The organism is Marinithermus hydrothermalis DSM 14884, from assembly GCF_000195335.1.
Taxonomy (GTDB): Bacteria; Deinococcota; Deinococci; order Deinococcales; family Marinithermaceae; genus Marinithermus; species Marinithermus hydrothermalis.
Genome location: NC_015387.1, coordinates 16819 through 35188, shown reverse-complemented (window position 1 = coordinate 35188; position 18370 = coordinate 16819). Strand labels below are relative to the sequence as shown.

Genomic DNA, 18370 nt, shown 5'->3' with positions numbered 1-18370 from the left:
CGCTACACTAGAGGCCATGCGGGGCAGACGCTCCCTCGGCGCGGTCTACACACCGGACGAGCTCGTCCGGTTCATGCTTTCCCTGGTGCGCCGCCCCGTCACCCCCGACTGGCGAGTCCTCGAGCCAGCCTGCGCGAGCGCCCCGTTCCTTAGGGCGTTTGCGGAGCGGTACGGTCCGGTGGCGGAGCTCGTGGGGGTGGAGCTCGACCCGGAAGGCGCCCGGGGGTTTGCGGTACCAGGAGCGCGCCTCGTGCACGCGGATTTCCTGCTCTGGGAGCCAGCGGAGCGCTTCGACCTCATCCTGGGAAACCCCCCCTACGGGATCATCGGGGTACCCGGCCATTACGCGATGCACGCGCTTCGCGAGGCGAAACGCGCCTACCGCGCGAAGTTCCAGACCTGGTACGGGCGGTACAACGTGTACGGTGCGTTCATCGAGCACGCCGTCAACCTCCTCAAGCCCGAAGGGGAGCTCGTCTACGTGGTGCCCGCGAGCTGGATGATCCTCGAGGAGTTCAAGCGCCTGCGGGAATTCCTCGCCGCGCACGGCACCCTCGAGGTGCACTACCTGGGCCGCGCGTTTCCCGGCGTGCGCGTGACCGCGGTGGTGCTGCACTTCACCAAGGCCCGCCCGGGAGAGCTGCGCCTGTGGGATGGGGGCCGGCTCTGGCTCGAGCGCCGGGACTACCGGGGGGAGTGGATCCGGTTCGAGACCCCGGAGACCCGGGCCTTCGAGGCAGCGAACCCCGTGCCGCTCGCCGCGGTGTTTGAGGTGCGCTTCGCGGCGCGCAGCCCGGAGTTTCGGGACCGGCCGTTCGTGCACCCCGATCCCGGTCCCGGTCGGCTGCCCGTCCTGACCGGGCGGAACCTCAAGCGGAGCTGGATCGATTACGAGACGAACCACTCGGGGTTGTGGGTGGAGCGGGAGCGGGTGGGGGAGCTCAAGCCCTTCTACCGCGTGCCGCGCGTCGTCGTGGGACACACCAAGACCCGCGGCGCCACGATCGTGGCGGCGGTGGACGCGCGGGGGTACCCGTGGCGCGAGGAGCTCCACCTGGTGCCCAAGCACCCCGTGGACCTCGAGGCGGTCGCGGCGCACCTGAACAGCCCGGAGATGCAGCGGTACGTGGCCACGCTGTACCGCGACCTGACCAAGCACCTGAACCGAAACCAGCTGTGCCGGCTTCCTCTTCCCGAGCGCTTCGCGGTGCCGGCCCTCCTCGCTCCTGTCGGCACGGGTGCATAATTCTGCAGGGTATAATCCCCTCATGAAGGGTCTGTCCGAACGCGTCACGCGCCTCAAACCGTCGGCTACGGTAGCGGTGAACGCCAAAGCCCTCGAGCTGCGCCGCCGGGGGGTGGATGTCATCGCGATGACCGCGGGCGAGCCGGACTTCGACACCCCCGAGCACATCAAGGAAGCCGCGCGTAGGGCCTTAGCCGAAGGCAAAACGAAGTACACACCCCCTGCGGGTATCCCTGAGCTGCGCGAGGCGCTCGCGGAGAAGTTCCGGCGCGAGAACGGCCTCGAGGTGAGCCCTGAGGAGACCATGGTCACGGTCGGGGGGAAGGCCGCGCTCTACAACATCTTCCAGGCCCTCATCGACCCCGGGGACGAGGTGATCCTGATCGCGCCGTACTGGGTGACCTACCCCGCCCAGATCGAGCTCGCGGGCGGGGTGCCGGTCGTGGTGCCTACCGCGCCCGAGGCGGGGTTCATCCCCGACCCGGACGCGGTGCGGGCCAAGGTCACGCCGCGCACCAAGGCCCTGGTGGTGAACTCCCCCAACAACCCCACCGGAGCGGTCTACCCGCGCGAGGTGCTGGAGGCTCTGGCCCGCCTCGCCATGGAGCGCGGGTTCTACCTGATCTCGGACGAGATCTACGAGCACCTGATCTACGAGGGCACGCACTTCTCCCCCGGCCAGCTCGCGCCCGAGCACACCATCACCGTGAACGGCGCGGCCAAGGCCTTCGCCATGACCGGGTGGCGCGTGGGGTACGCCGCGGGCCCCAAGGCCGTGATCCAGGCCGCGATCAAGGTTCAGGGGCAAATCACGACGCACGCCACCTCCATCGCCCAGTGGGCGACCCTCGAGGCCCTCACGAACCCCGCAACCCAAGCCTTCATCCAAAGGGCGCGCGAGACCTTCCGCGCGCGGCGCGAGCTGATCGTGGAGGGGCTGAACCGCCTGGGCTTCCCCACCCCCAAGCCCCAGGGGGCGTTCTACGTGATGGCGGACGTGTCCCGCATCGACCTGGACGAGGTCAAGGCCGCCGAGCGCCTGCTGGAGGCGGCCCGGGTCGCGGTGGTGCCAGGAACCGATTTTGCCGCGCCTCGCCACGTGCGCTTCTCGTACGCGACCAGCACCGAGAACATCCAGGCCGCCCTGGAGCGCCTCGAGGCCCTAGGCTAAGCCCCCAAAGCGCTCGCGCCGCGGTGGGTGCTTAGAAGGCCCGCGGCCGCCGGCGGCTAGGCAAGAGCAGGAGGAGGACGCCCAGCACCACGCAGACGTCCGCTAGGTTAAAGACCGGCCAGAGGCCGGGGCCGATGTCCAGGTAATCCACCACCCAGCCCCGGCCGATCCGGTCGATCGCGTTGCCGAGCGCGCCGGCCGCGAGCAGGGAAAGGGCCGTTTCGCGCAGCCCCCCCGGCCGGGCGCGGGCCAGGTACACGAGGAGCCCCCCACCGACCGCGAGGCTCACCCAGGCCAGCACCCCGGCCTGGCCGGGCAGGAGGCCAAAAGCCATCCCCGTGTTGCGCACCAGGGTGAGGTACAGCCCCGGCAGGAAGGGGTCAGGGATCGCGTCGAGGTGCTCCAGGGCCCATAGCTTCAGGGTTTGGTCGAGGACGATCAACAGGGGCACCAGCACTACCGGCATGCAGCGAGTCTAGCATTCCTTGCTTTGGATATGTTAAACTGGCGGACGCTGGCTTCGGCCAGGGGCTGGCCTATTGGGGCCGCCTGGCCTTGCATGGAGGGCGTGATGTCGAAGGTATGTGAAATCAGCGGAAAGCGGCCGGTCGTGGCCAACAAGATCACCCGGCGCGGTAAGGCCAAGCGCGAAGGCGGGGTGGGTAAGAAGATCACCGGCATCTCCAAGCGCCGGCAGCTCCCCAACCTGCAAAAGGTCCGGGTCAAGATCGGGGACCGCACCCTCACCTTCCGCGTGAGCGCCTCGCACATCCACAAGGTGTACGAGCTCGCCGAGCGGGCCAAAGGCATGGACACCCGCGGCCTCTCCGACAAGAAGCTCAAGGCCCGCCTCCTGCAGCTCCTGAAGTGAAGGCCCTCGGCCTTCCACCCGCGCGCCCTTCGGGGCGCGTTCTCTTTTTGGGTGTGCAGCGGAACGTGCGACCGTCCCCCTCCCCGAACCTTGGGTGAGCCGGGCGGCGACGGGCAAGGCCTCCGGCGGAGTACCCGAAAGGTGGATTTGCTTAGAATGAGTTGATGCGGCTCAAGCCCGGCTGGTACGTACTGTTACTGACCGCGCTCTACGCCCTGGTGGTCACGCTGGCCTGGCAGCAGGACCGCCGCACGTTGCACGCGCTCCGCGGGGAACTGGTCGCCCTCGAGACGGACCGCGCGCGCGGCCCCGGAGGGTACACCCTGCCCCTGCCCGGCGCGTGCCTCCCCAAGAACCCCGACCACCTGCCCGGCGCGCTGCGACCGTACCGCAACGGCGTGAGCTACGGGTTCATCTTCACCGAGGGGGACGCGTGTGTTCCCGTTCCGTACGGGACGGGCGTGGTGGCCGCGGCCGGCGGCACCGTGATCAAGGCCGAACAAGCCTACACCGAGCTTTCCCCCGAGGCGTTCGCCGAACTGCTCCAAGCGGTCGCGGAGGGCGCGAGCCCCGAGCAGATGGACGCCCTGCGGGGCCGGGAGGTCTGGATCCGGCACCCGGACGGGCGGATCACCGTGTACGGCCACCTCGCGGGCCTCGCCCCGAACCTCCGGGAGGGAACGGTGGTGCACAAGGGCCAGTGGATCGGGTACGTGGGCAACAGCGGCACCTCTCTGGCCGTGGAGGGGCGCACGAGCGGCGCACGCCTGCTCTTCGAGGTGTGGACGGGCGGGGTGGACACCGGAAGCTATCTGGGCGAAGGTCTCGAGCCCGAAGCGATCCTGGAGGAGGCCGCCCGCTTGTTTGCGGTACCCTAAACCCATGCGGGACGCTTTCCAGCAGGTCTGGGCCAACCCGTACGTGCGCGTGCTCGCGGCCTTGCTTGGGGTGTGGGCCCTCTACCAGCTCCTCGCGCGCGCTCAGAGCGTCTGGACGGCGTTCGTGGTGGCCTACGTCCTCGCGTACCTCGCCAACCCCCTGGTGTGCTGGCTCGAGCGCTTCCGCGTGCGCCGTGTGCTGGGCGTGGTCGTGGCGTACGCGCTGCTCTTCCTTTTCCTGGGGTTCGCCTCGGTGCTCGTGGCGGAGGTGGTGGGGCAGCTCTCCCGCTTCGCGCGGGACCTGCCGGCCCTGGTCGCGCCTTTGGTGCAGTGGGTCGAGGGGCTGCCGGACCGCATCACGCGGTTCGAGGTGCCGCCCGAGCTCGAGCGCGTGCTTCAAGGCGCCTCGGCCAGCCTGCAAGCTCTGTTGGAGGGGTTCGCGAACACCCTGTTGGAGTGGCTGCGCACCCTCTTGGGCACAGGGGGCAGCCTCATCCAGGGGTTGGCGGGGATCGTGGGCGGCTTGTTCCAGCTCTTTATCGTTTTTGTGCTTACCGCGTACATGCTTTTGGATTTTCCCCGCATCGGGCAGAGCTTGATTCAGGTGTTTCCCAGGCCGTACCAGCCCCTCATCCAGGACCTGGCCGCCAAGCTGGACCACGCGGTGGGGGGGTATGTGCGGGGGCAGCTGTTGATCGCGGCCCTCGTGGGTACGGTGGTGGGGTTGGGCCTGTTCTTCCTGGGCGTGCCGCTCGCCGCCGCGCTGGGGTTCATCGCGGGGGTGTTCAACCTGGTCCCGTACCTCGGGGTGATCGTCTCCATCATCCCGGCGCTGCTTTTGGCCCTCCCCCAGGGCGGGGTCGCGGTCGTGGGGACCCTCGTGGTCTTCATCCTCGCGAACCAGCTCGAGGCGCACCTCTTCTCTCCCTTGATCCTCTCGCGCGCCACGCAGCTCCACCCGGTCACGGTGATCCTGGCGATCCTCGCCGGGGCGACCCTCTTCGGGTTGTGGGGCGCTGTGCTGGCCGTGCCCTTCGCGGCCTTCCTCAAGGTGATCTTCAGCGAGTACTACCTGAACAGCCGCTGGTACGAGAACGGTTAGCGCCCCTGCTCGAGCAGGAACGGGTTCGTTTGGGCCTCGTGGAGGAGGGTGGTCTCGGGGCCGTGCCCGGGGTACACGCGGGTGGGGGGCGGGAGGGTGAGGAGCTCGGCGAGCGAGCGCATCAGGGCCTCGTAGCTCGCCCCGGGCAGGTCGTAGCGGCCGATCGAGCCGCGGAACAGCACATCGCCCGAGAACACTAGGCCGGCCTCCGGCTGGTAGAAGGCCACGTGGCCCGGGCTGTGCCCGGGGAGGTAGAGGACCTCGAGGCGGGGGCCGTGCTCGAGGACCTGCCCCTCCTGGAGAAAGCCCGTGGGGGGCGGGGGCGGGGGCAGGGCGATTCCCCATTGCGCCGCGATGGCCGGGGCGTTCTGGTAGAGGGGGAGGTCGGCCTCGTGCAGGTAGACGGGGAGGTCCAACGCCTCAACGAGGGGAGCGACCGCGCCCACGTGGTCGAAGTGCGCGTGGGTGAGGAGGATGGCCTCGGGCTGGAAGCGTCCGGCCCGAACGGCCTCGAGGATGCGTTCGGGCTCGGCGCCGGGGTCGATGATCACCCCGCGCCCCTCGGGGTCCGCGAGGAGGTAGGTGTTCTCCTGGAGGGGGCCTACGGTCACGCGTTCGATGCGCATGCGCGCCTCCTAACCCACGTCCAGCGGGAGGTCCTCCTCCCGACTCCACTCGTGCATGCTGCCGAGGTAGTTGCGGGCCTGTACCCCGAGGCCGCGCAGCACCCAAAAGGCGACGGCGCTGCGAGCCCCGGAGTGGCAGTACACGCCGACCTCCTCCCCTGGCCGTACCTCGAGGTGCTCGAGGAGCCCTTCGGGCTCGAAGAAGTGCTCGAGGGGGGCGTGCCGCGCGCCGGGGATGCGGCCGCCGCGGGGGCAGCAGGGGGGGTGGACGAACCCCCGGTACTCCTCAGCGGAACGCACGTCGAAGAGTTTGGGGTGGGCGAGGGCCTCGTCCGCGGTGAGGAGGAGTTCACGGCGGAAGCGGGCCCAGGGGCGGGTGGGGGTGGGCTCGAGTTTTCCGAGCTCGCGGGCCTGGTCGCGCCAGCCTTCGGTCCAGAGGTAGACCTCGTTCCCGGCCAGCGCTAGGAAGAAGGCGGTGCGGGCCAGGCGGGCGGTAAGCCCCTCGTCGTAACAGACGACCGGCGTGCCCGGCTCGAGGCCTAGCGCGCCGTTGAGCTCGGCGAGGCCTTGCTCGAAGGAGGCGAGCTCTTCGGGGGTGCGCAGCCGGAAGCGGGGGGCGCTCAGGTCGAGGCGGTGGGCCGCCGGTAGGTGGCCGGCCAGGTAGTCGGGTTCGGGCCGCGTGTCGATGAACCGTGCGTTCTCGGGCGGCTCGCGGGTGATCATGCCCCGCATTGTACAGGAAGCGGGGTGGGGCGGGCGTGGAGCGCGTTATATTCGCCATCGCGGCGCCATAAGGCAAGATACTTGACAAAGATAGACTCATATGATATATGTGCTAACTGAGGAGGTGATGCGGATGGCACTGGTCAAACGGAACCTGAGCCGTCCGACCGAACTCACGCCCTTCCGCACCTGGGACCCGTTCAACCTGATCGACGAGGTCAACCGCCTCTTCGACGAGGCCTTCGGTGAACCCATGCGGGCGGGCACCCTGGCCGGCTACGCCGCGCCGGCCGACCTCTACGAGACCGACGAGGCGTTGATCCTGGAGATGGCGGTGCCCGGCATCAACCCGGACGACATCGAGGTCAGCATCGAGGGCAACAAGCTCATGATCCGCGGGGAGGCCGGCCCAGCCTCGGACGCGAGCGTCCGCCGGTACTACCTGCAAGAGCTCGCGCACGGCTCCTTCGCTCGGGCCTTCACCCTGCCGGTTGAGATCAACGCCGACGAGGCGAAGGCCGAGTTCAAGAACGGCATCCTGAAGCTCACCCTGCCGAAGGTAGCCGAAGCGCGGGCCAAACGGGTCCCGATCCAGGTCAGCCAGTAACCTCCGCGCACCCCACCCCCGGCGGGGCATCCCGCCGGGGGCGCGCGTTTAACGCGCGGTCCAGCCCACGTCCAACGTCAAGGCGCTCCCCGTGACCGAACGCCCCCGCTCCGAGGCCAAAAAGACCGCGAGCTCCGCGACCTCCTCCGGTTCGATCAGGCGCTTGATCGCCGCGAACTCCAGCATGACCCGCTCCACCACCTCCTCCGGCGCGATCCCGTGGATCCGGGCCTGCTCGGCGATCTGCCCCTCCACCAGCGGCGTGCGCACGTACGCGGGGCAGATCGCGTTCACCGTGATGCCGTACCGCCCCACCTCGTGCGCCACGGTCTTCGTGAACCCCACCAGCCCGTGCTTGGCCGCAATGTACGCGGCCTTGTAGGGGCTCGCGACCAGGCCGTGTACGCTGGCGATGTTGAGGATCCGCCCCCAGCCCCGCGCCTTCATCCCGGGTAGCAGGTACTTCGTGAGCTGAAACGGCGCGGTCAGCATCACCTGGAGCATCCGTACCCAGACCTCCTCGGGAAAATCCTCCACCGGCGCGACGTGCTGGAAGCCGGCGTTGTTCACCAGGACGTCCACCCGGCCCCGCACCTCGAGCGCCTCCTCCGCAAGGCGCCGCACCGCATCCATTTCCCCGAGGTCCGCCCGCACGAACGCGCCCCCCACGGCTTCGGCCACCGCCCGGGCCTCGGGCTTGAGGTCGTGCACGATCACATATGCGCCCTCGCGCGCAAACACCTCCGCAATCGCCCGCCCAATGCCCGAGCCCGCCCCGGTGACCAGCGCCACCTTATCCTTTAGCTCCATGCCGTCATTCTAAAGCCCCCTAAAGCCCCGCGGGGCTAGAATAGTTCGAAACCCCGCGCGGCCCGCGCCGGGCCTACCGCCACGCGCCCACCCGGTCCGGGCCGACGCGCCCCCAAGGAGGTGTCCCGTGAAACTCGAGCACGCTGAGCTCTACCTTGTCCGCCTGCCCCTCAAGTTCCGCTTCGAGACCTCGTTCGGCACCCAGACCGAACGCACCCTCCTCCTCCTCATACTCTCAGGGGAAGGACTGGAAGGGTACAGCGAGGGCGTGATGGAGGTCCTGCCCGCTTACCGCGAGGAGACCCTCGCGGGCGCGCTGCACCTTCTGGAGACGGCGTTGCTCCCCGCGGTGCTGGGCAAGGACTGGGAAAACCCGGACCAGCTCGTCCAAGCCCTTGCCCCCTTCCGCGGGAACCGCATGGCCAAGGCCGTGGTGGAGATGGCTTTCTGGGACCTGTGGGCCAAGAGCCTGGGGTTCCCCCTCTACCAGCTCCTCGGCGGGGTTCGCCGCGAGGTGCCGGTAGGGGTCTCCCTCGGCATCCAGCCCTCCCTCGAGGCCACCCTGGACCTGGTAGAACGCCACCTGGCGGAGGGGTACCAGCGGATCAAACTCAAGATCAAGCCCGGCTGGGACGTGCAGGTGGTGGCCGCGGTCCGCGAGCGCTTCCCCACCGCGCGCCTCACGGTGGACGCGAACTCCGCCTACACCCTCGCGGACCTCCCGGTCTTCCGCGAGCTGGACCGGTACGCCCTGGACTACATCGAGCAGCCCCTGGCCTACGACGACCTGGTGGACCACGCGAAGCTCCAGCAAGCCCTCACCACGCCCCTCTGCCTGGACGAATCCATCACCTCCGCCACTGAAGCGCGCAAGGCCCTCGAGCTCGGGGCGGGGCGCGTGATCAACCTGAAGGTAGGACGCGTGGGGGGGCACCTGGAGGCCCGCAAGGTGCACGACGTGGCCGCGGCCTGGAGCGCCCCGGTCTGGTGCGGGGGGATGCTCGAGGCGGGCGTGGGCCGGGCGCACAACATCCACCTCGCGACCCTCGCGAACTTCACCCACCCCGGGGACACCAGCTCCGCAAGCCGGTACTGGGCGGAGGACATCGTGGAGGAGGCGCTGGAGGCGCGGGAAGGGTGGATGCCCGTGCCGGAAGGGCCGGGGATCGGGGTGACGCTGCGCCGCGACTGGATCCGAAAGCGGGCCCTCGAGGTGCGGCGCGTGCGCTCGTGATCCGCGTTTGCGCGCGTACCGGCAGGGGCGCATAATCCATGCAATCCGGTGCATAGCGGTGTGTGTGGGGACCCACGTGACAAAATCCCCTTCATAGCGTATTTTTCTACTTGGGCCAAAAGCACGAACACTGCCTCGGTAGTCGAGGCGGGTCCGGCCCTATAGAATGTAGGAGCATTTCGTTGAAAGGAGGGAGTGTCTTGAAACAAGCCAGCGTAAAGCGGTTCCTCACCCCCCTGGCCGTCGCAGGGCTGGCCTTGGGTGGGGCGTTCGCCGCGAGCGACTCGGACACCTTCGTCCACCTCACCTTCGGGAACGTGGACACCCTAGACCCCGCGCAGGCCTATGACACGGCCTCGGGCTACATCCTGGAGAACATCTACGAGACGCTGTACACCTACAAGAAGGGCAGCCTCACCGAGTACGAGCCGCTCCTCGCGACCTCTTACGAGGTCTCCGAGGACGGGAAGACCTACACCTACACACTCCGCAAAGGGGTCAAGTTCCACAGCGGCAACGAGTTCACCTGCCGCGACGTGGAGTACTCGATCGAGCGCCTGCTCGTGACGAACCCGGCGGACTCGGCGGGCTGGTTCTACGCGGAGTCCCTCCTGGGCGTCTCGGGCAACGCCAAGGACGTGCTGGGCGAGGACGCCTCGGACGCGGAGTACGACGCCTTCTGGGAGAAGATCGACAACGCCGTCGAGTGCTTGGATGACTACACCGTCCAGTTCAACCTGGTCGCGCCCGACCCGGCCTTCTTCGCGAAGATGATGTACACCGCGGCCAGCATCGTGGACAGCAAGTGGGCCATCGAGCACGGGGCTTGGAGCGGGACGAAAGCCGACTGGCGCGACTGGATCGGCGTGGACCTCCGTCAGTTCGACCTCCACACCGCCGCAAGCGGCACCGGCGCGTACCGGCTCGTGAAGTGGGACGGCAAGGACGTCGTCGCCGAGCGCTTCGAGGACTACTGGGGTGAGAAACCCCAGATCAAGAACGTGCTCGTCAGCGTCGTGGACGAGGAGTCCGCCCGCATCGAGGCCCTGCGCCAGGGGGACGCGGACCGCATCACCGTGAACGACCGGGCGGTCCTCGAGACCCAGATCCGCGGCATTCCCGGCGTGAAGGTCTGGGAGGACCCCGCCTGGGCTCCGGCTGCGGCGACCGCGGTGCAGTTCAACTTCAACATCTCGGGGCAGGACAACCCCTTGATCGGCTCCGGCAAGCTGGACGGCAAGGGGATCCCCCCGGACTTCTTCACCGACCCAGACGTGCGTAAGGGATTCGCCTACGCCATCGACCAGGACGCCCTGGTGGACGAGCTCTTCCTCGGCAAGGCCGTGAAGCTCACCATGCCCCTGCCGCCGTCCTTCCTGGGGTACGACGAGGAGCTCCCGATCTACAACCTCGATCTGGATAAGGCCGAGGAGCACCTCCGCAAGGCCTGGGGCGGCCAGGTCTGGGAGAAGGGCTTCGAGCTCACCATCGCCTACAACACCGGCAACACCATCCGCCAGACCGTGGCTGAGATGATCAAGGCCAACATCGAGGCCCTGAACCCCAAGTTCAAGGTGAACGTGGTGGGCCTGCAGTGGCCGGACTTCCTCTCGAAGAGCCGCGACAAGCAGCTGCCCATCGCGATCCTGGGCTGGGGTGCGGACTACGCCGACCCGGATAACTTCATCTACACCTTCTTCCACACCAACGGGTTCTTCGCGAGCCGCAACAGCTTCTCCAACCCCGAGATGGACGCGCTCGTCGAAGAAGCCCGCACCACCATCGATCCCGAGAAACGCGCCGAGCTCTACAGCCGGATCGGGCAGCTGGGCTACGAGCTCGTGCCGTACGTGACCATCCCCGTCCCCTCGCCGTTCATCGTGACGCGGGACAACATCGAGGGCGTCTACTACAACCCGATGTACAGCGGCCGCTTCCTGTGGAAGCACATCGTTAAGAAGTAGCCCTTGATGTATGCTGGGGGGGTGCGCCAAGAGCGCACCTCCCCGAAACCTGTGTTTTGGAGGTTCTGGCCGTGCTAGGATTTCTGGTTCGCCGGTTGCTGCAACTGCCCTTCGTTCTCTTCGCGGTCTCCTTGATCATCGTGGGGTTGTTGCAGCTCCTCACGCCTGCCCAGCGGGCCGCTGCGTTTGTGCGTTCAGAACAGCAGCTACAAAACATCGATCAGATAATCGAGCAGTACAACCTAGACGAAAACTTCGTCGTCCAGTACACGACCTGGCTCAAGCAGGTGCTCCAGGGCAACCTGGGCTTCTCCACCTCCTCCAAGGAGCCGGTACTCACCACCATCAAAAAACGCCTCCCGGTGAGTGCCGAGCTGGCCCTGTACGCCTTCTTCCCCATCGTGGGGTTCGGCATCTGGCTCGGCACGCTCGCCGCGGTGAACCGGGACAAGCTGATTGACCAGCTCGTGCGCATCCTAGCCATCATGGGCTGGTCCTTGCCCACCTTCGTGTTCGGCATCTGGCTCCTCGCCTGGGTCTACGGCGGCCTGGGCCTGTTCGGCATCGGGCGTCTCTCCAACGAGTACCTCATCGAACTCGCCGCCGGCGGGTTCACCCAGTACACCGGCCTCATGACCCTCGATGCCCTCCTGAACGGCCGGCTCGACATCTTCTGGGACGCCCTGATGCACCTCGTCATGCCGGTCCTCACCCTGACCGTGGTCTCCGGCGCGCAGATCATGCGGGTAATGCGCTCGAGCCTCCTGGACGAGCTCGGCAAGGACTACGTGCGCACCGCGCGCGCCAAAGGGCTTTCGGAGCGGGTGGTGAACCTCAAGCACGCGCGGCGCAACGCGCTCATCCCGGTCATCACCCTTGCCGGCCTGATGTTCGCCTTCCTCCTCAACGGGGTGGTCGTCACCGAGACGATCTTCAACTACCCGGGGATCGGCCAGTGGGCCGCCCAGGCCGCCGTGCAGCTCGACGTCCCGGCCGTGCTGGGCTTCGCGATGCTCACGGCGGTCATCGTGGTGTTGGCGAACATCCTGGTGGACATCCTGTACGCCGTGGTGGACCCGCGGATCCGCTACGACTAAGCGCGGGGGGTTTCCATGCAGCAAGCACAAACCACTAAAGGAAAGCGTGAACGCTGGTACCAGTCCAAGGTCTTCAAGCGGTTCCGGCGCAACCCCTTGGCCCTCGTGGGGGCGAGCATCCTGGTCGTCTACGTCCTCATCGCCATCTTCGCGCCCGTGATCACCGCGGACCGGATGGGGCGCGCCTGCTTACGCGACCTAGGCTTGAGCCGACAGGAGGCGGTCACCGAGCTCCGGAACCCCCTGTCCGGCCACTTCTGGAAGGCGATCGTCGCGCCGCCCGAGTCGTGCTACACCATCCCCCGGGCGGGCTACTCCCCGGTGCCCAAGCCCCCCTCCGCCAAGTACCCCCTCGGCGTGTCCGGCGGCGGGTACGACATCCTTTACGGCGTGGTCTGGGGGACGCGCACCGCGTTCTACATCGGGGTGCTGGTCACCGCGATCAGCCTGGGGATCGGCATCCTCGTCGGAGGGCTCGCAGGCTTCTTCGGCGGGCGCGTGGACACCCTGCTCATGCGCTTCACCGACGTGATCTTCGCCTTCCCCAACCTGGTCCTCGCGATGGTCATCGTCTCCGTCATGGGCCGCAGCCTCACCAACATCATGATCGCGATCGCCCTCGTGGGCTGGCCCACCTACGCCCGCATCCTGCGCGGCGACATCCTCAAGACCAAAGCCCTCGACTTCGTGGACGCCGCCCACGCGCTCGGCGCCGGCCCCATGCGCATCTTCTTCAAGCACGTCCTTCCCAACTCGATCGGGCCCTTGATCATCGTGGCCAGCCTGGACATCGGCGCGGTAGTCCTCACCGCGGCCGCCCTCAGCTTCCTCGGCCTCGGCGCGGACGTCGGGTACGCCGACTGGGGCCAGATGATCAACTTCGCCCGCGGGTGGATCCAAGGCCCGCCCGGCCAGCCCTTCGCGTACTGGTACGTCTCCTTCTGGCCGGGCCTGGTAATCGTGCTCTTCGTCCTGGGGTGGAACCTCCTGGGCGACGCGGTGCGCGACGCGCTGGACCCGCGCAGCTAACCCCAGCCTACACATCGCGGGCGGGGCTTGGCCCCGCCCGTATGGTTTTCACGCGATCAGTACGAACGCTGGCGCGCCCTCAAGCCCCGGGCCTCGAGCCAGGCCGTCACCCAGCGGACGGCTTCCTTCACCCCCCGGGTGACGAGCGGTGCGCCGAACCCCTTAAGCCCCACGAACACCCCTTTGGCGCTCGGCCGGGCCTCGACGAGAACCTCCTGCACCAGGTCGGCCTCCTCCACCCGGGCCAAGAAGATCAAGCCCGGACCTTCCAGGTCGCGGTAGGCCTCGAGCACGATCACGTGCCCGCCTTCGAAAGCGTGCACCTGTTTCGCAAAGCGCTCGATCTCCGGTAGGGTTCCTTCTAAAAGCGCGTGCGGCATCTCCGTATACCTCTCGATCGGGGGGTAGGCTCCGGCGTCCTCCCCCGCCTTGTGGAAGGCGGCGTGGAAGATCGGTTTCTGCTGCTCCTGCCATTTCAGGGCGTACTTGGTCTTTAGGGCCTCGGGGGGCGGGGGGCCTACCTCCACGCGGTAGAGGCCCGTGCGCTTTGCTTCCTCCAGGGCGAACGTGAAGTATTCCTCGTGGTCGGTGGTAAACAACAGCGCCCCCCCGTCCGCGAGGCGGGTGGAGAGCAACCGGAAAAACGGTGCTTGCAGGAGCCGCTTGTGCTGGTGGCGTTTTTTGGGCCAGGGGTCAGGGAAGTTCACGTACACCCGGTGGAGGCTCTTGGGCGGAATCAGGTTCCGCACCACGAACCGCGCGTGCCCCAGGTACAGCCGGGCGTGCGCGACCCTCTCCTTGAGGAGCCGCTTGCGCGCGCGGGCCACGGAGGCCGCGGAGACCTCAACCCCGAGCAGGTTCCACTCGGGATGCGCTCGGGCAAGCATCGCGAGAAAACGCCCGTCCCCGAACCCCACCTCGAGGACCAAGGGGCCTTCCCGCCCGAACAGGCGGTCCGGCGGTGTGGGCAGATCTACGGCCGAAAGGCGAATCAGCATAACCCCTACAGGTTATACCAGAACCCTGCGAGGGGCACACGCACCTCCCGCAAGGCTCCACGGATATATGATGTATAGTAAACGCGGTCCCGTTCATAAACCCACTCCGTTCCTTCGCGGCTGCGTGCCCACACTATGGAACCGATTCTTGCCTTACCCGCACTGCTTCAACTGGCGGCCGCGGTGCTGGCCCTGCGGTACGCCCTGCAGCACCAGGCGCGCGGCGGCTGGTACCTCCTGGCCCTCGCGATCGCCCTTTTAACCTTGTACCAGGCGGGCGGCCTGTACTCCGGCCTGCCCCCCCGCCCCCTCGCTCTGCTGGGCACCGCAGCCGCCCTCGCCCTCACGGCGAGCACCTTTCTCCTGGAGCACGCGCAGCGCAGCGAAACCGCCCGGGAACACGCCGCGCTCAACGCGGTTGAGGACCTGGTGCTCCACACCGACCGCGACGGACGGGTCGACTACCTCAACGCCGCCGCCGAACACCTCCTCGGCCGCTCCAACGCCCGAAACCTCACCCTCGAGGCGCTGCTCGCCCCCCAAAACCCCGCCCTCCTCCGGGAAGCCTTCCAGCACGCCCTTCAAGGCAAGACGGTGCAACTGTCCGACCTCCTCTGCCAAGACCGGTACGGTACCCCCCTCTGGCTCGAGCTCACGCTGCGCCCCTTGACGGACCGCCACCGCGCGGTGTGCGGCGTGCGCGTCACCGGGCGCAACACCACCTTCCACAAGCGCGTCGAGACCGTCCTCCGTCAGTACGACCGCCTCCTGCGGGAGGCGGCTGGCGCAGCGCACCTCCTCCTCTCTGGAAGGGATCTGGACTGGGCGCTCAACAAGGTGCTCGCCACGCTCGGAACCGCCCTGGAGGTCCACCGCGTCTACCTCTACGAGAACCGCTCCCGTGCCGAGACGGGACTGGAAGCGGTGCCGCGCCTCGAGTGGGCGCGCGCGCCGGCCTCGCAGCCGAGCGATCCCCTCGGGAACCCCCTCCGTTACGCCGATCCTCCCTTCGCGCGCTGGTACGCTCACCTCGCCTCCGGCCAGGCCATCAGCAGCGCGGTGCGCACCCTTCCCGAGGCGGAACGCGCTGCGCTCGAGGCCCAGGGTGTGCGTTCCCTCCTCGTGGTGCCGATCTTCGTGCAAGAGCGGTTCTGGGGGTTCATCGGCTTCGAGGACCACGAGACGGAACGCGCCTGGCCTGAAAGCGAACGCTCCGTGCTCCACGCCCTTGCCGCCAGTATCGGCGCGGCCCTCGAGCGCCATCAACGCGAGCGTGAGCTGCGCCTTCAGCGTTCGTTGCTGGCGCACATTCACGAGGCCACCGCTGAGGGCATCCTTGCGGCGGCCCCCTCGTGGGAGGTGCTGTTTTACAACCGGCGCTTCCTCGAGATGTGGAAGCTCGACGAACCGGTGCTCCACGCTGCCCCCCCCACCCTCCCGCGCACCCTCGCGCAAAAAACCGTCGCCCCGGACCGAACGCTTCACGGCCTGCTGCGCCTACACGAGCACCCCCAGGCGGTGGTGCAGGCAACGCTCACGCTTCGCGACGGGCGGATCCTCGAGGTGCACAGCGCCCCCCTCAAAGGCGGGGGTACCCCGGCGGGAGGGCGGGTCTGGTTCTTTCGCGACGTCACCCGGCAAAAACGCCTGGAAGAAGCCCTACGCCGCAGCAAGCAGCGGTTTCGTGCTCTCGTGCAGCACAGCTCGGACATCACCTACGTGCTGGACGCCCGCGGGCAGGTGCGGTACGTGAGCCCCTCGGTCCAGGAGCTCCTGGGCCACCCCCCGCGGAAACTCACCGGCCGGCCCTTCATCGAGCTGATCCACGAAGCGGACCGCGGTGAAGCGGACCAGGCCCTCGAGCGGGTCCTCCAACACCCCGGTAAGCTGCTCATCCACGAGTTCCGCGCACGGCACGGGGACGGCACGTACCGCTGGCTCGAGGTTCGCGGCAAGAACCTGCTGCACGACTCTAGCGTGCGCGGCATCGTGATCAACGCGCGGGACGTAACCCAGCGGAAGCGTTACGAGGCGCAGGTCGAGCAGCTGGCCTACTACGACCCCCTGACCCAGCTCGCGAACCGCCGCTTCCTCCAGGAGCGCGCGCAGCAGGCCATCACCCACGCCCGGCGGTACGGCGAGTCCCTGGCCTTGCTGTACCTGGACCTGGACCGCTTCAAGCAGGTGAACGACTCCCTAGGACACGAGGCCGGGGACGAGCTGCTCGCCCAGGTCGCCGCCCGGCTGCGCCGCTTCGTGCGGGAAAGCGACACCCTCGCCCGCCTCGGCGGGGACGAGTTCGTCCTCCTCCTCACCGAGGCCGGCCAGGAAGAGGCCAGCCGGTCCGCTGAACGGCTTGTCAAGGCGCTGCGTCAGCCGTTTAGCGTTCGGGGGCATACCGTAAGCGTCGAGGTCAGCATCGGCATCGCCCTCTACCCTCAGGACGGCAGCACCTTCGAAACCTTGATGCGCCGCGCCGACGCCGCCATGTACCGCGCGAAGAACGAGCACCGCGGGTTTCAGTTCTACGCCCCCGATCCGGCCCACCCCCCCCAAACCCCCGCCGAACTCGAGGTCGAGCTGCGCCGAGCCCTCCAGGAGGGGGGACTCGTCCTGCACTACCAGCCTGTGCGGGCAGTGGAGGACCAGCGCCTGGTCGGGCGGGAAGCTCTCCTTCGCTGGTGGCACCCCCAGCACGGCGAGCTCCGTCCCGCGCACTTCCTCCCCCTGGCAAAGCAGGCGGGCTTGGGCCGCGAGCTCGACCGCTGGGTCCTCCAACAAGCCGTGCGCCAGTCCAGCGCCTGGCCCGCCTCCCAGTGGGTCGCGGTCAACCTCTCGACCCCCTCGCTCTGCGACCCGGAGTTCCCGAGGTACCTCGAGGGCCTCCTCGAAACGCACGCCCTCCCCCCCCAGCGCCTGCTGCTGGAGGTCACCGAGGACCAAGCGCTCCACGAGGCGGGGGACGCCCTCCAGGCCCTCCAAAGCCTCGGGGTGCGGCTCGCCCTGGACGATTTCGGCAAGGGGCGCGCCGCCCTCGAGGGCCTGCAGGGCCTGGCCGTGGACCTCCTCAAGATCGATCGGGAGTTCATCCAGGGCCTGCCCCACCACCCCAAGGACGCGAGCCTCTCCCGAGCGCTCATCACTCTCGCGCATCACCTGGGCGCGCGGGCCCTAGCCGAAGGCGTGGAAACCCCTGCCCAGCTCGAGTGGTTGCGCGCCGCGGGGTGCGACCTCGTCCAAGGGTACCTCACCGGTCGCCCGGAACCCCTCGCCACCTCGACACGCCCCGAGGCCTAACCTTCACCGAAGGTTCACCGTTCCTTCCCCATAATTTCATGCAACGCCCCCTACCCTAAAAGCGAAAGGAGGTTGGGATGCGTAAACGCACCTGGATGCTTTTAGCCCTAACGGTAAGCGCCCTCGGCGTGGGGCTGGCCGCCCCTCCCAAGGCTGAACGGCCGCACGCCGCCCGGCTCGAGCGGCTCGCGGAGGTGCTGGGCCTCGAGCCGGAAGCGCTCCGGGCGCGGCTCCGTCAAGGCCAGACCCCCCGGGAGATCGCGCGGGAGCTGGGCCTCGACCCCCTCGAGCTCGAGCGCCGGCGGATCGCCCTCGCCCGCGAAGCCCTCGAGGTGGCCCGTGCGGAAGGCCGGATCGCACCCGTCCGAGCCGAGCTACTAGAGCGCCGCCTCCAGGCCATGGAGATCCGCCTCGACACCCCCAGCCTGGCCGAGCTGCTCCAGGAGGCCGGGGTGGACCTCGAGGCCTTCACCGCGCGGCTCGTGGCCGTCCAGACCGCGCTAATCGAGGAGTTACGCGTGGCCGGGGTGCTCTCCGAGGCTCAAGCGGAACGCTTGAAGGCCAACCTCGAGGCGCGCGTGGCGGCGCAGCTCAAGCGGCCCCTAGGGCTGCGTCCGGGGCTTGAGGGGAGGGACAAGCCGCGCTTCCCCCACCCGCGGCCGCGGTTCCCGCACCGCCGGCCCGAGCGGTGAAGCCCGGCGCGTAGAATAGCGGGGA

Annotated in this window: 17 protein-coding genes; 12 read left to right on the top strand and 5 right to left on the bottom strand. The window is 68.2% G+C overall.

Features of this window, described 5'->3' with window-relative positions; translation table 11 throughout:
* Positions 1-16: 16 nt before the first annotated feature.
* Both MARKY_RS00175 and MARKY_RS00170 read left to right on the top strand, forming a co-directional pair.
* Positions 17-1246, top strand: a complete 1230-nt coding sequence (locus MARKY_RS00175; protein ID WP_013702854.1) for an N-6 DNA methylase family protein — start codon at positions 17-19, stop codon at positions 1244-1246.
* A 22-nt stretch (positions 1247-1268) separates the two neighbouring features.
* Positions 1269-2417 carry a pyridoxal phosphate-dependent aminotransferase gene (locus MARKY_RS00170; protein ID WP_013702853.1) on the top strand — a complete coding sequence of 383 codons (1149 nt, stop codon included), beginning with the start codon at positions 1269-1271 and terminating at the stop codon, positions 2415-2417.
* A gap of 31 nt (positions 2418-2448) precedes the next feature.
* Here MARKY_RS00170 and lspA read toward each other — a convergent pair whose 3' ends face one another.
* Positions 2449-2883, bottom strand: coding sequence for a signal peptidase II (lspA, locus tag MARKY_RS00165; protein ID WP_013702852.1), 435 nt, complete (start codon positions 2881-2883; stop codon positions 2449-2451).
* Between the two features lie 105 nt (positions 2884-2988).
* Here lspA and rpmB point away from each other — a divergent pair, with 105 nt between their 5' ends.
* The 3 genes from rpmB to MARKY_RS00150 all read left to right on the top strand — a co-directional run bounded on the left by rpmB (position 2989) and on the right by MARKY_RS00150 (position 5268).
* Entirely contained in the window at positions 2989-3288 is a 300-nt protein-coding gene (rpmB, locus tag MARKY_RS00160; RefSeq protein ID WP_013702851.1) for a 50S ribosomal protein L28, read from the top strand.
* Between the two features lie 164 nt (positions 3289-3452).
* Complete coding sequence (locus tag MARKY_RS00155; protein ID WP_013702850.1) at positions 3453-4166, top strand: M23 family metallopeptidase; 714 nt, start codon at positions 3453-3455, stop codon at positions 4164-4166.
* A 4-nt stretch (positions 4167-4170) separates the two neighbouring features.
* Positions 4171-5268, top strand: a complete 1098-nt coding sequence (locus tag MARKY_RS00150; RefSeq protein ID WP_041657727.1) for an AI-2E family transporter — start codon at positions 4171-4173, stop codon at positions 5266-5268.
* Here MARKY_RS00150 and MARKY_RS00145 read toward each other — a convergent pair.
* Positions 5265-5894: an MBL fold metallo-hydrolase gene (locus MARKY_RS00145; protein ID WP_013702848.1), complete on the bottom strand. Its 630-nt coding sequence runs from the start codon at positions 5892-5894 to the stop codon at positions 5265-5267. The two genes, MARKY_RS00150 and MARKY_RS00145, sit on opposite strands and share 4 nt — an antisense overlap.
* A gap of 9 nt (positions 5895-5903) precedes the next feature.
* Positions 5904-6626 carry a sulfurtransferase gene (locus MARKY_RS00140; protein WP_013702847.1) on the bottom strand — a complete coding sequence of 241 codons (723 nt, stop codon included), beginning with the start codon at positions 6624-6626 and terminating at the stop codon, positions 5904-5906.
* Between the two features lie 124 nt (positions 6627-6750).
* Between MARKY_RS00140 and MARKY_RS00135 the strand changes: the two genes are divergently transcribed.
* Positions 6751-7224, top strand: a complete 474-nt coding sequence (locus tag MARKY_RS00135; protein WP_013702846.1) for an Hsp20/alpha crystallin family protein — start codon at positions 6751-6753, stop codon at positions 7222-7224.
* Between the two features lie 48 nt (positions 7225-7272).
* Here the strand turns inward: MARKY_RS00135 and MARKY_RS00130 are convergent, their stop codons facing one another.
* A complete protein-coding gene (locus MARKY_RS00130) occupies positions 7273-8034 on the bottom strand; it encodes a 3-hydroxybutyrate dehydrogenase (RefSeq protein WP_013702845.1) in 762 nt (253 codons plus the stop codon).
* Between the two features lie 127 nt (positions 8035-8161).
* Here MARKY_RS00130 and menC point away from each other — a divergent pair, with 127 nt between their 5' ends.
* The 4 genes from menC to MARKY_RS00110 all read left to right on the top strand — a co-directional run bounded on the left by menC (position 8162) and on the right by MARKY_RS00110 (position 13358).
* Positions 8162-9268, top strand: a complete 1107-nt coding sequence (gene menC, locus MARKY_RS00125; protein ID WP_013702844.1) for an o-succinylbenzoate synthase — start codon at positions 8162-8164, stop codon at positions 9266-9268.
* 200 nt (positions 9269-9468) lie between these two features.
* Complete coding sequence (locus MARKY_RS00120; RefSeq protein WP_013702843.1) at positions 9469-11232, top strand: ABC transporter substrate-binding protein; 1764 nt, start codon at positions 9469-9471, stop codon at positions 11230-11232.
* 71 nt (positions 11233-11303) lie between these two features.
* The gene (locus tag MARKY_RS00115; protein WP_013702842.1) at positions 11304-12329 is read left to right on the top strand and encodes an ABC transporter permease; all 1026 of its coding nucleotides are present in this window, start codon (positions 11304-11306) and stop codon (positions 12327-12329) included.
* 15 nt (positions 12330-12344) lie between these two features.
* A complete protein-coding gene (locus MARKY_RS00110; RefSeq protein ID WP_013702841.1) occupies positions 12345-13358 on the top strand; it encodes an ABC transporter permease in 1014 nt (337 codons plus the stop codon).
* Positions 13359-13414: 56 nt separating this feature from the next.
* Here the strand turns inward: MARKY_RS00110 and trmB are convergent, their stop codons facing one another.
* Positions 13415-14356, bottom strand: coding sequence for a tRNA (guanosine(46)-N7)-methyltransferase TrmB (trmB, locus tag MARKY_RS00105; RefSeq protein ID WP_013702840.1), 942 nt, complete (start codon positions 14354-14356; stop codon positions 13415-13417).
* Between the two features lie 135 nt (positions 14357-14491).
* Here trmB and MARKY_RS11335 point away from each other — a divergent pair, with 135 nt between their 5' ends.
* Together MARKY_RS11335 and MARKY_RS00095 are read left to right on the top strand one after the other, a co-directional pair.
* On the top strand, positions 14492-17653 hold the full coding sequence (locus MARKY_RS11335) for a bifunctional diguanylate cyclase/phosphodiesterase (RefSeq protein ID WP_013702839.1): 3162 nt from the start codon (positions 14492-14494) through the stop codon (positions 17651-17653).
* A gap of 77 nt (positions 17654-17730) precedes the next feature.
* A complete protein-coding gene (locus MARKY_RS00095; RefSeq protein ID WP_013702838.1) occupies positions 17731-18345 on the top strand; it encodes a hypothetical protein in 615 nt (204 codons plus the stop codon).
* The last annotated feature ends 25 nt before the right edge of the window (positions 18346-18370 follow it).

Excerpts from the sequence above, each read along its gene's own strand:
- MARKY_RS00155 (WP_013702850.1), top strand. The coding sequence starts at position 3,453 with ATGCGGCTCAAGCCCGGCTGGTACGTACTGTTACTGACCGCGCTCTAC.
- MARKY_RS00130 (WP_013702845.1), bottom strand. The coding sequence starts at position 8,034 with ATGGAGCTAAAGGATAAGGTGGCGCTGGTCACCGGGGCGGGCTCGGGC.
- trmB (WP_013702840.1), bottom strand. The coding sequence starts at position 14,356 with ATGCTGATTCGCCTTTCGGCCGTAGATCTGCCCACACCGCCGGACCGC.
- MARKY_RS00170 (WP_013702853.1), top strand. The coding sequence starts at position 1,269 with ATGAAGGGTCTGTCCGAACGCGTCACGCGCCTCAAACCGTCGGCTACG.
- MARKY_RS00135 (WP_013702846.1), top strand. The coding sequence starts at position 6,751 with ATGGCACTGGTCAAACGGAACCTGAGCCGTCCGACCGAACTCACGCCC.
- MARKY_RS00095 (WP_013702838.1), top strand. The coding sequence starts at position 17,731 with ATGCGTAAACGCACCTGGATGCTTTTAGCCCTAACGGTAAGCGCCCTC.
- MARKY_RS11335 (WP_013702839.1), top strand. The coding sequence starts at position 14,492 with ATGGAACCGATTCTTGCCTTACCCGCACTGCTTCAACTGGCGGCCGCG.
- MARKY_RS00145 (WP_013702848.1), bottom strand. The coding sequence starts at position 5,894 with ATGCGCATCGAACGCGTGACCGTAGGCCCCCTCCAGGAGAACACCTAC.
- MARKY_RS00150 (WP_041657727.1), top strand. The coding sequence starts at position 4,171 with ATGCGGGACGCTTTCCAGCAGGTCTGGGCCAACCCGTACGTGCGCGTG.
- MARKY_RS00110 (WP_013702841.1), top strand. The coding sequence starts at position 12,345 with ATGCAGCAAGCACAAACCACTAAAGGAAAGCGTGAACGCTGGTACCAG.
- lspA (WP_013702852.1), bottom strand. The coding sequence starts at position 2,883 with ATGCCGGTAGTGCTGGTGCCCCTGTTGATCGTCCTCGACCAAACCCTG.
- MARKY_RS00175 (WP_013702854.1), top strand. The coding sequence starts at position 17 with ATGCGGGGCAGACGCTCCCTCGGCGCGGTCTACACACCGGACGAGCTC.
- rpmB (WP_013702851.1), top strand. The coding sequence starts at position 2,989 with ATGTCGAAGGTATGTGAAATCAGCGGAAAGCGGCCGGTCGTGGCCAAC.
- MARKY_RS00140 (WP_013702847.1), bottom strand. The coding sequence starts at position 6,626 with ATGCGGGGCATGATCACCCGCGAGCCGCCCGAGAACGCACGGTTCATC.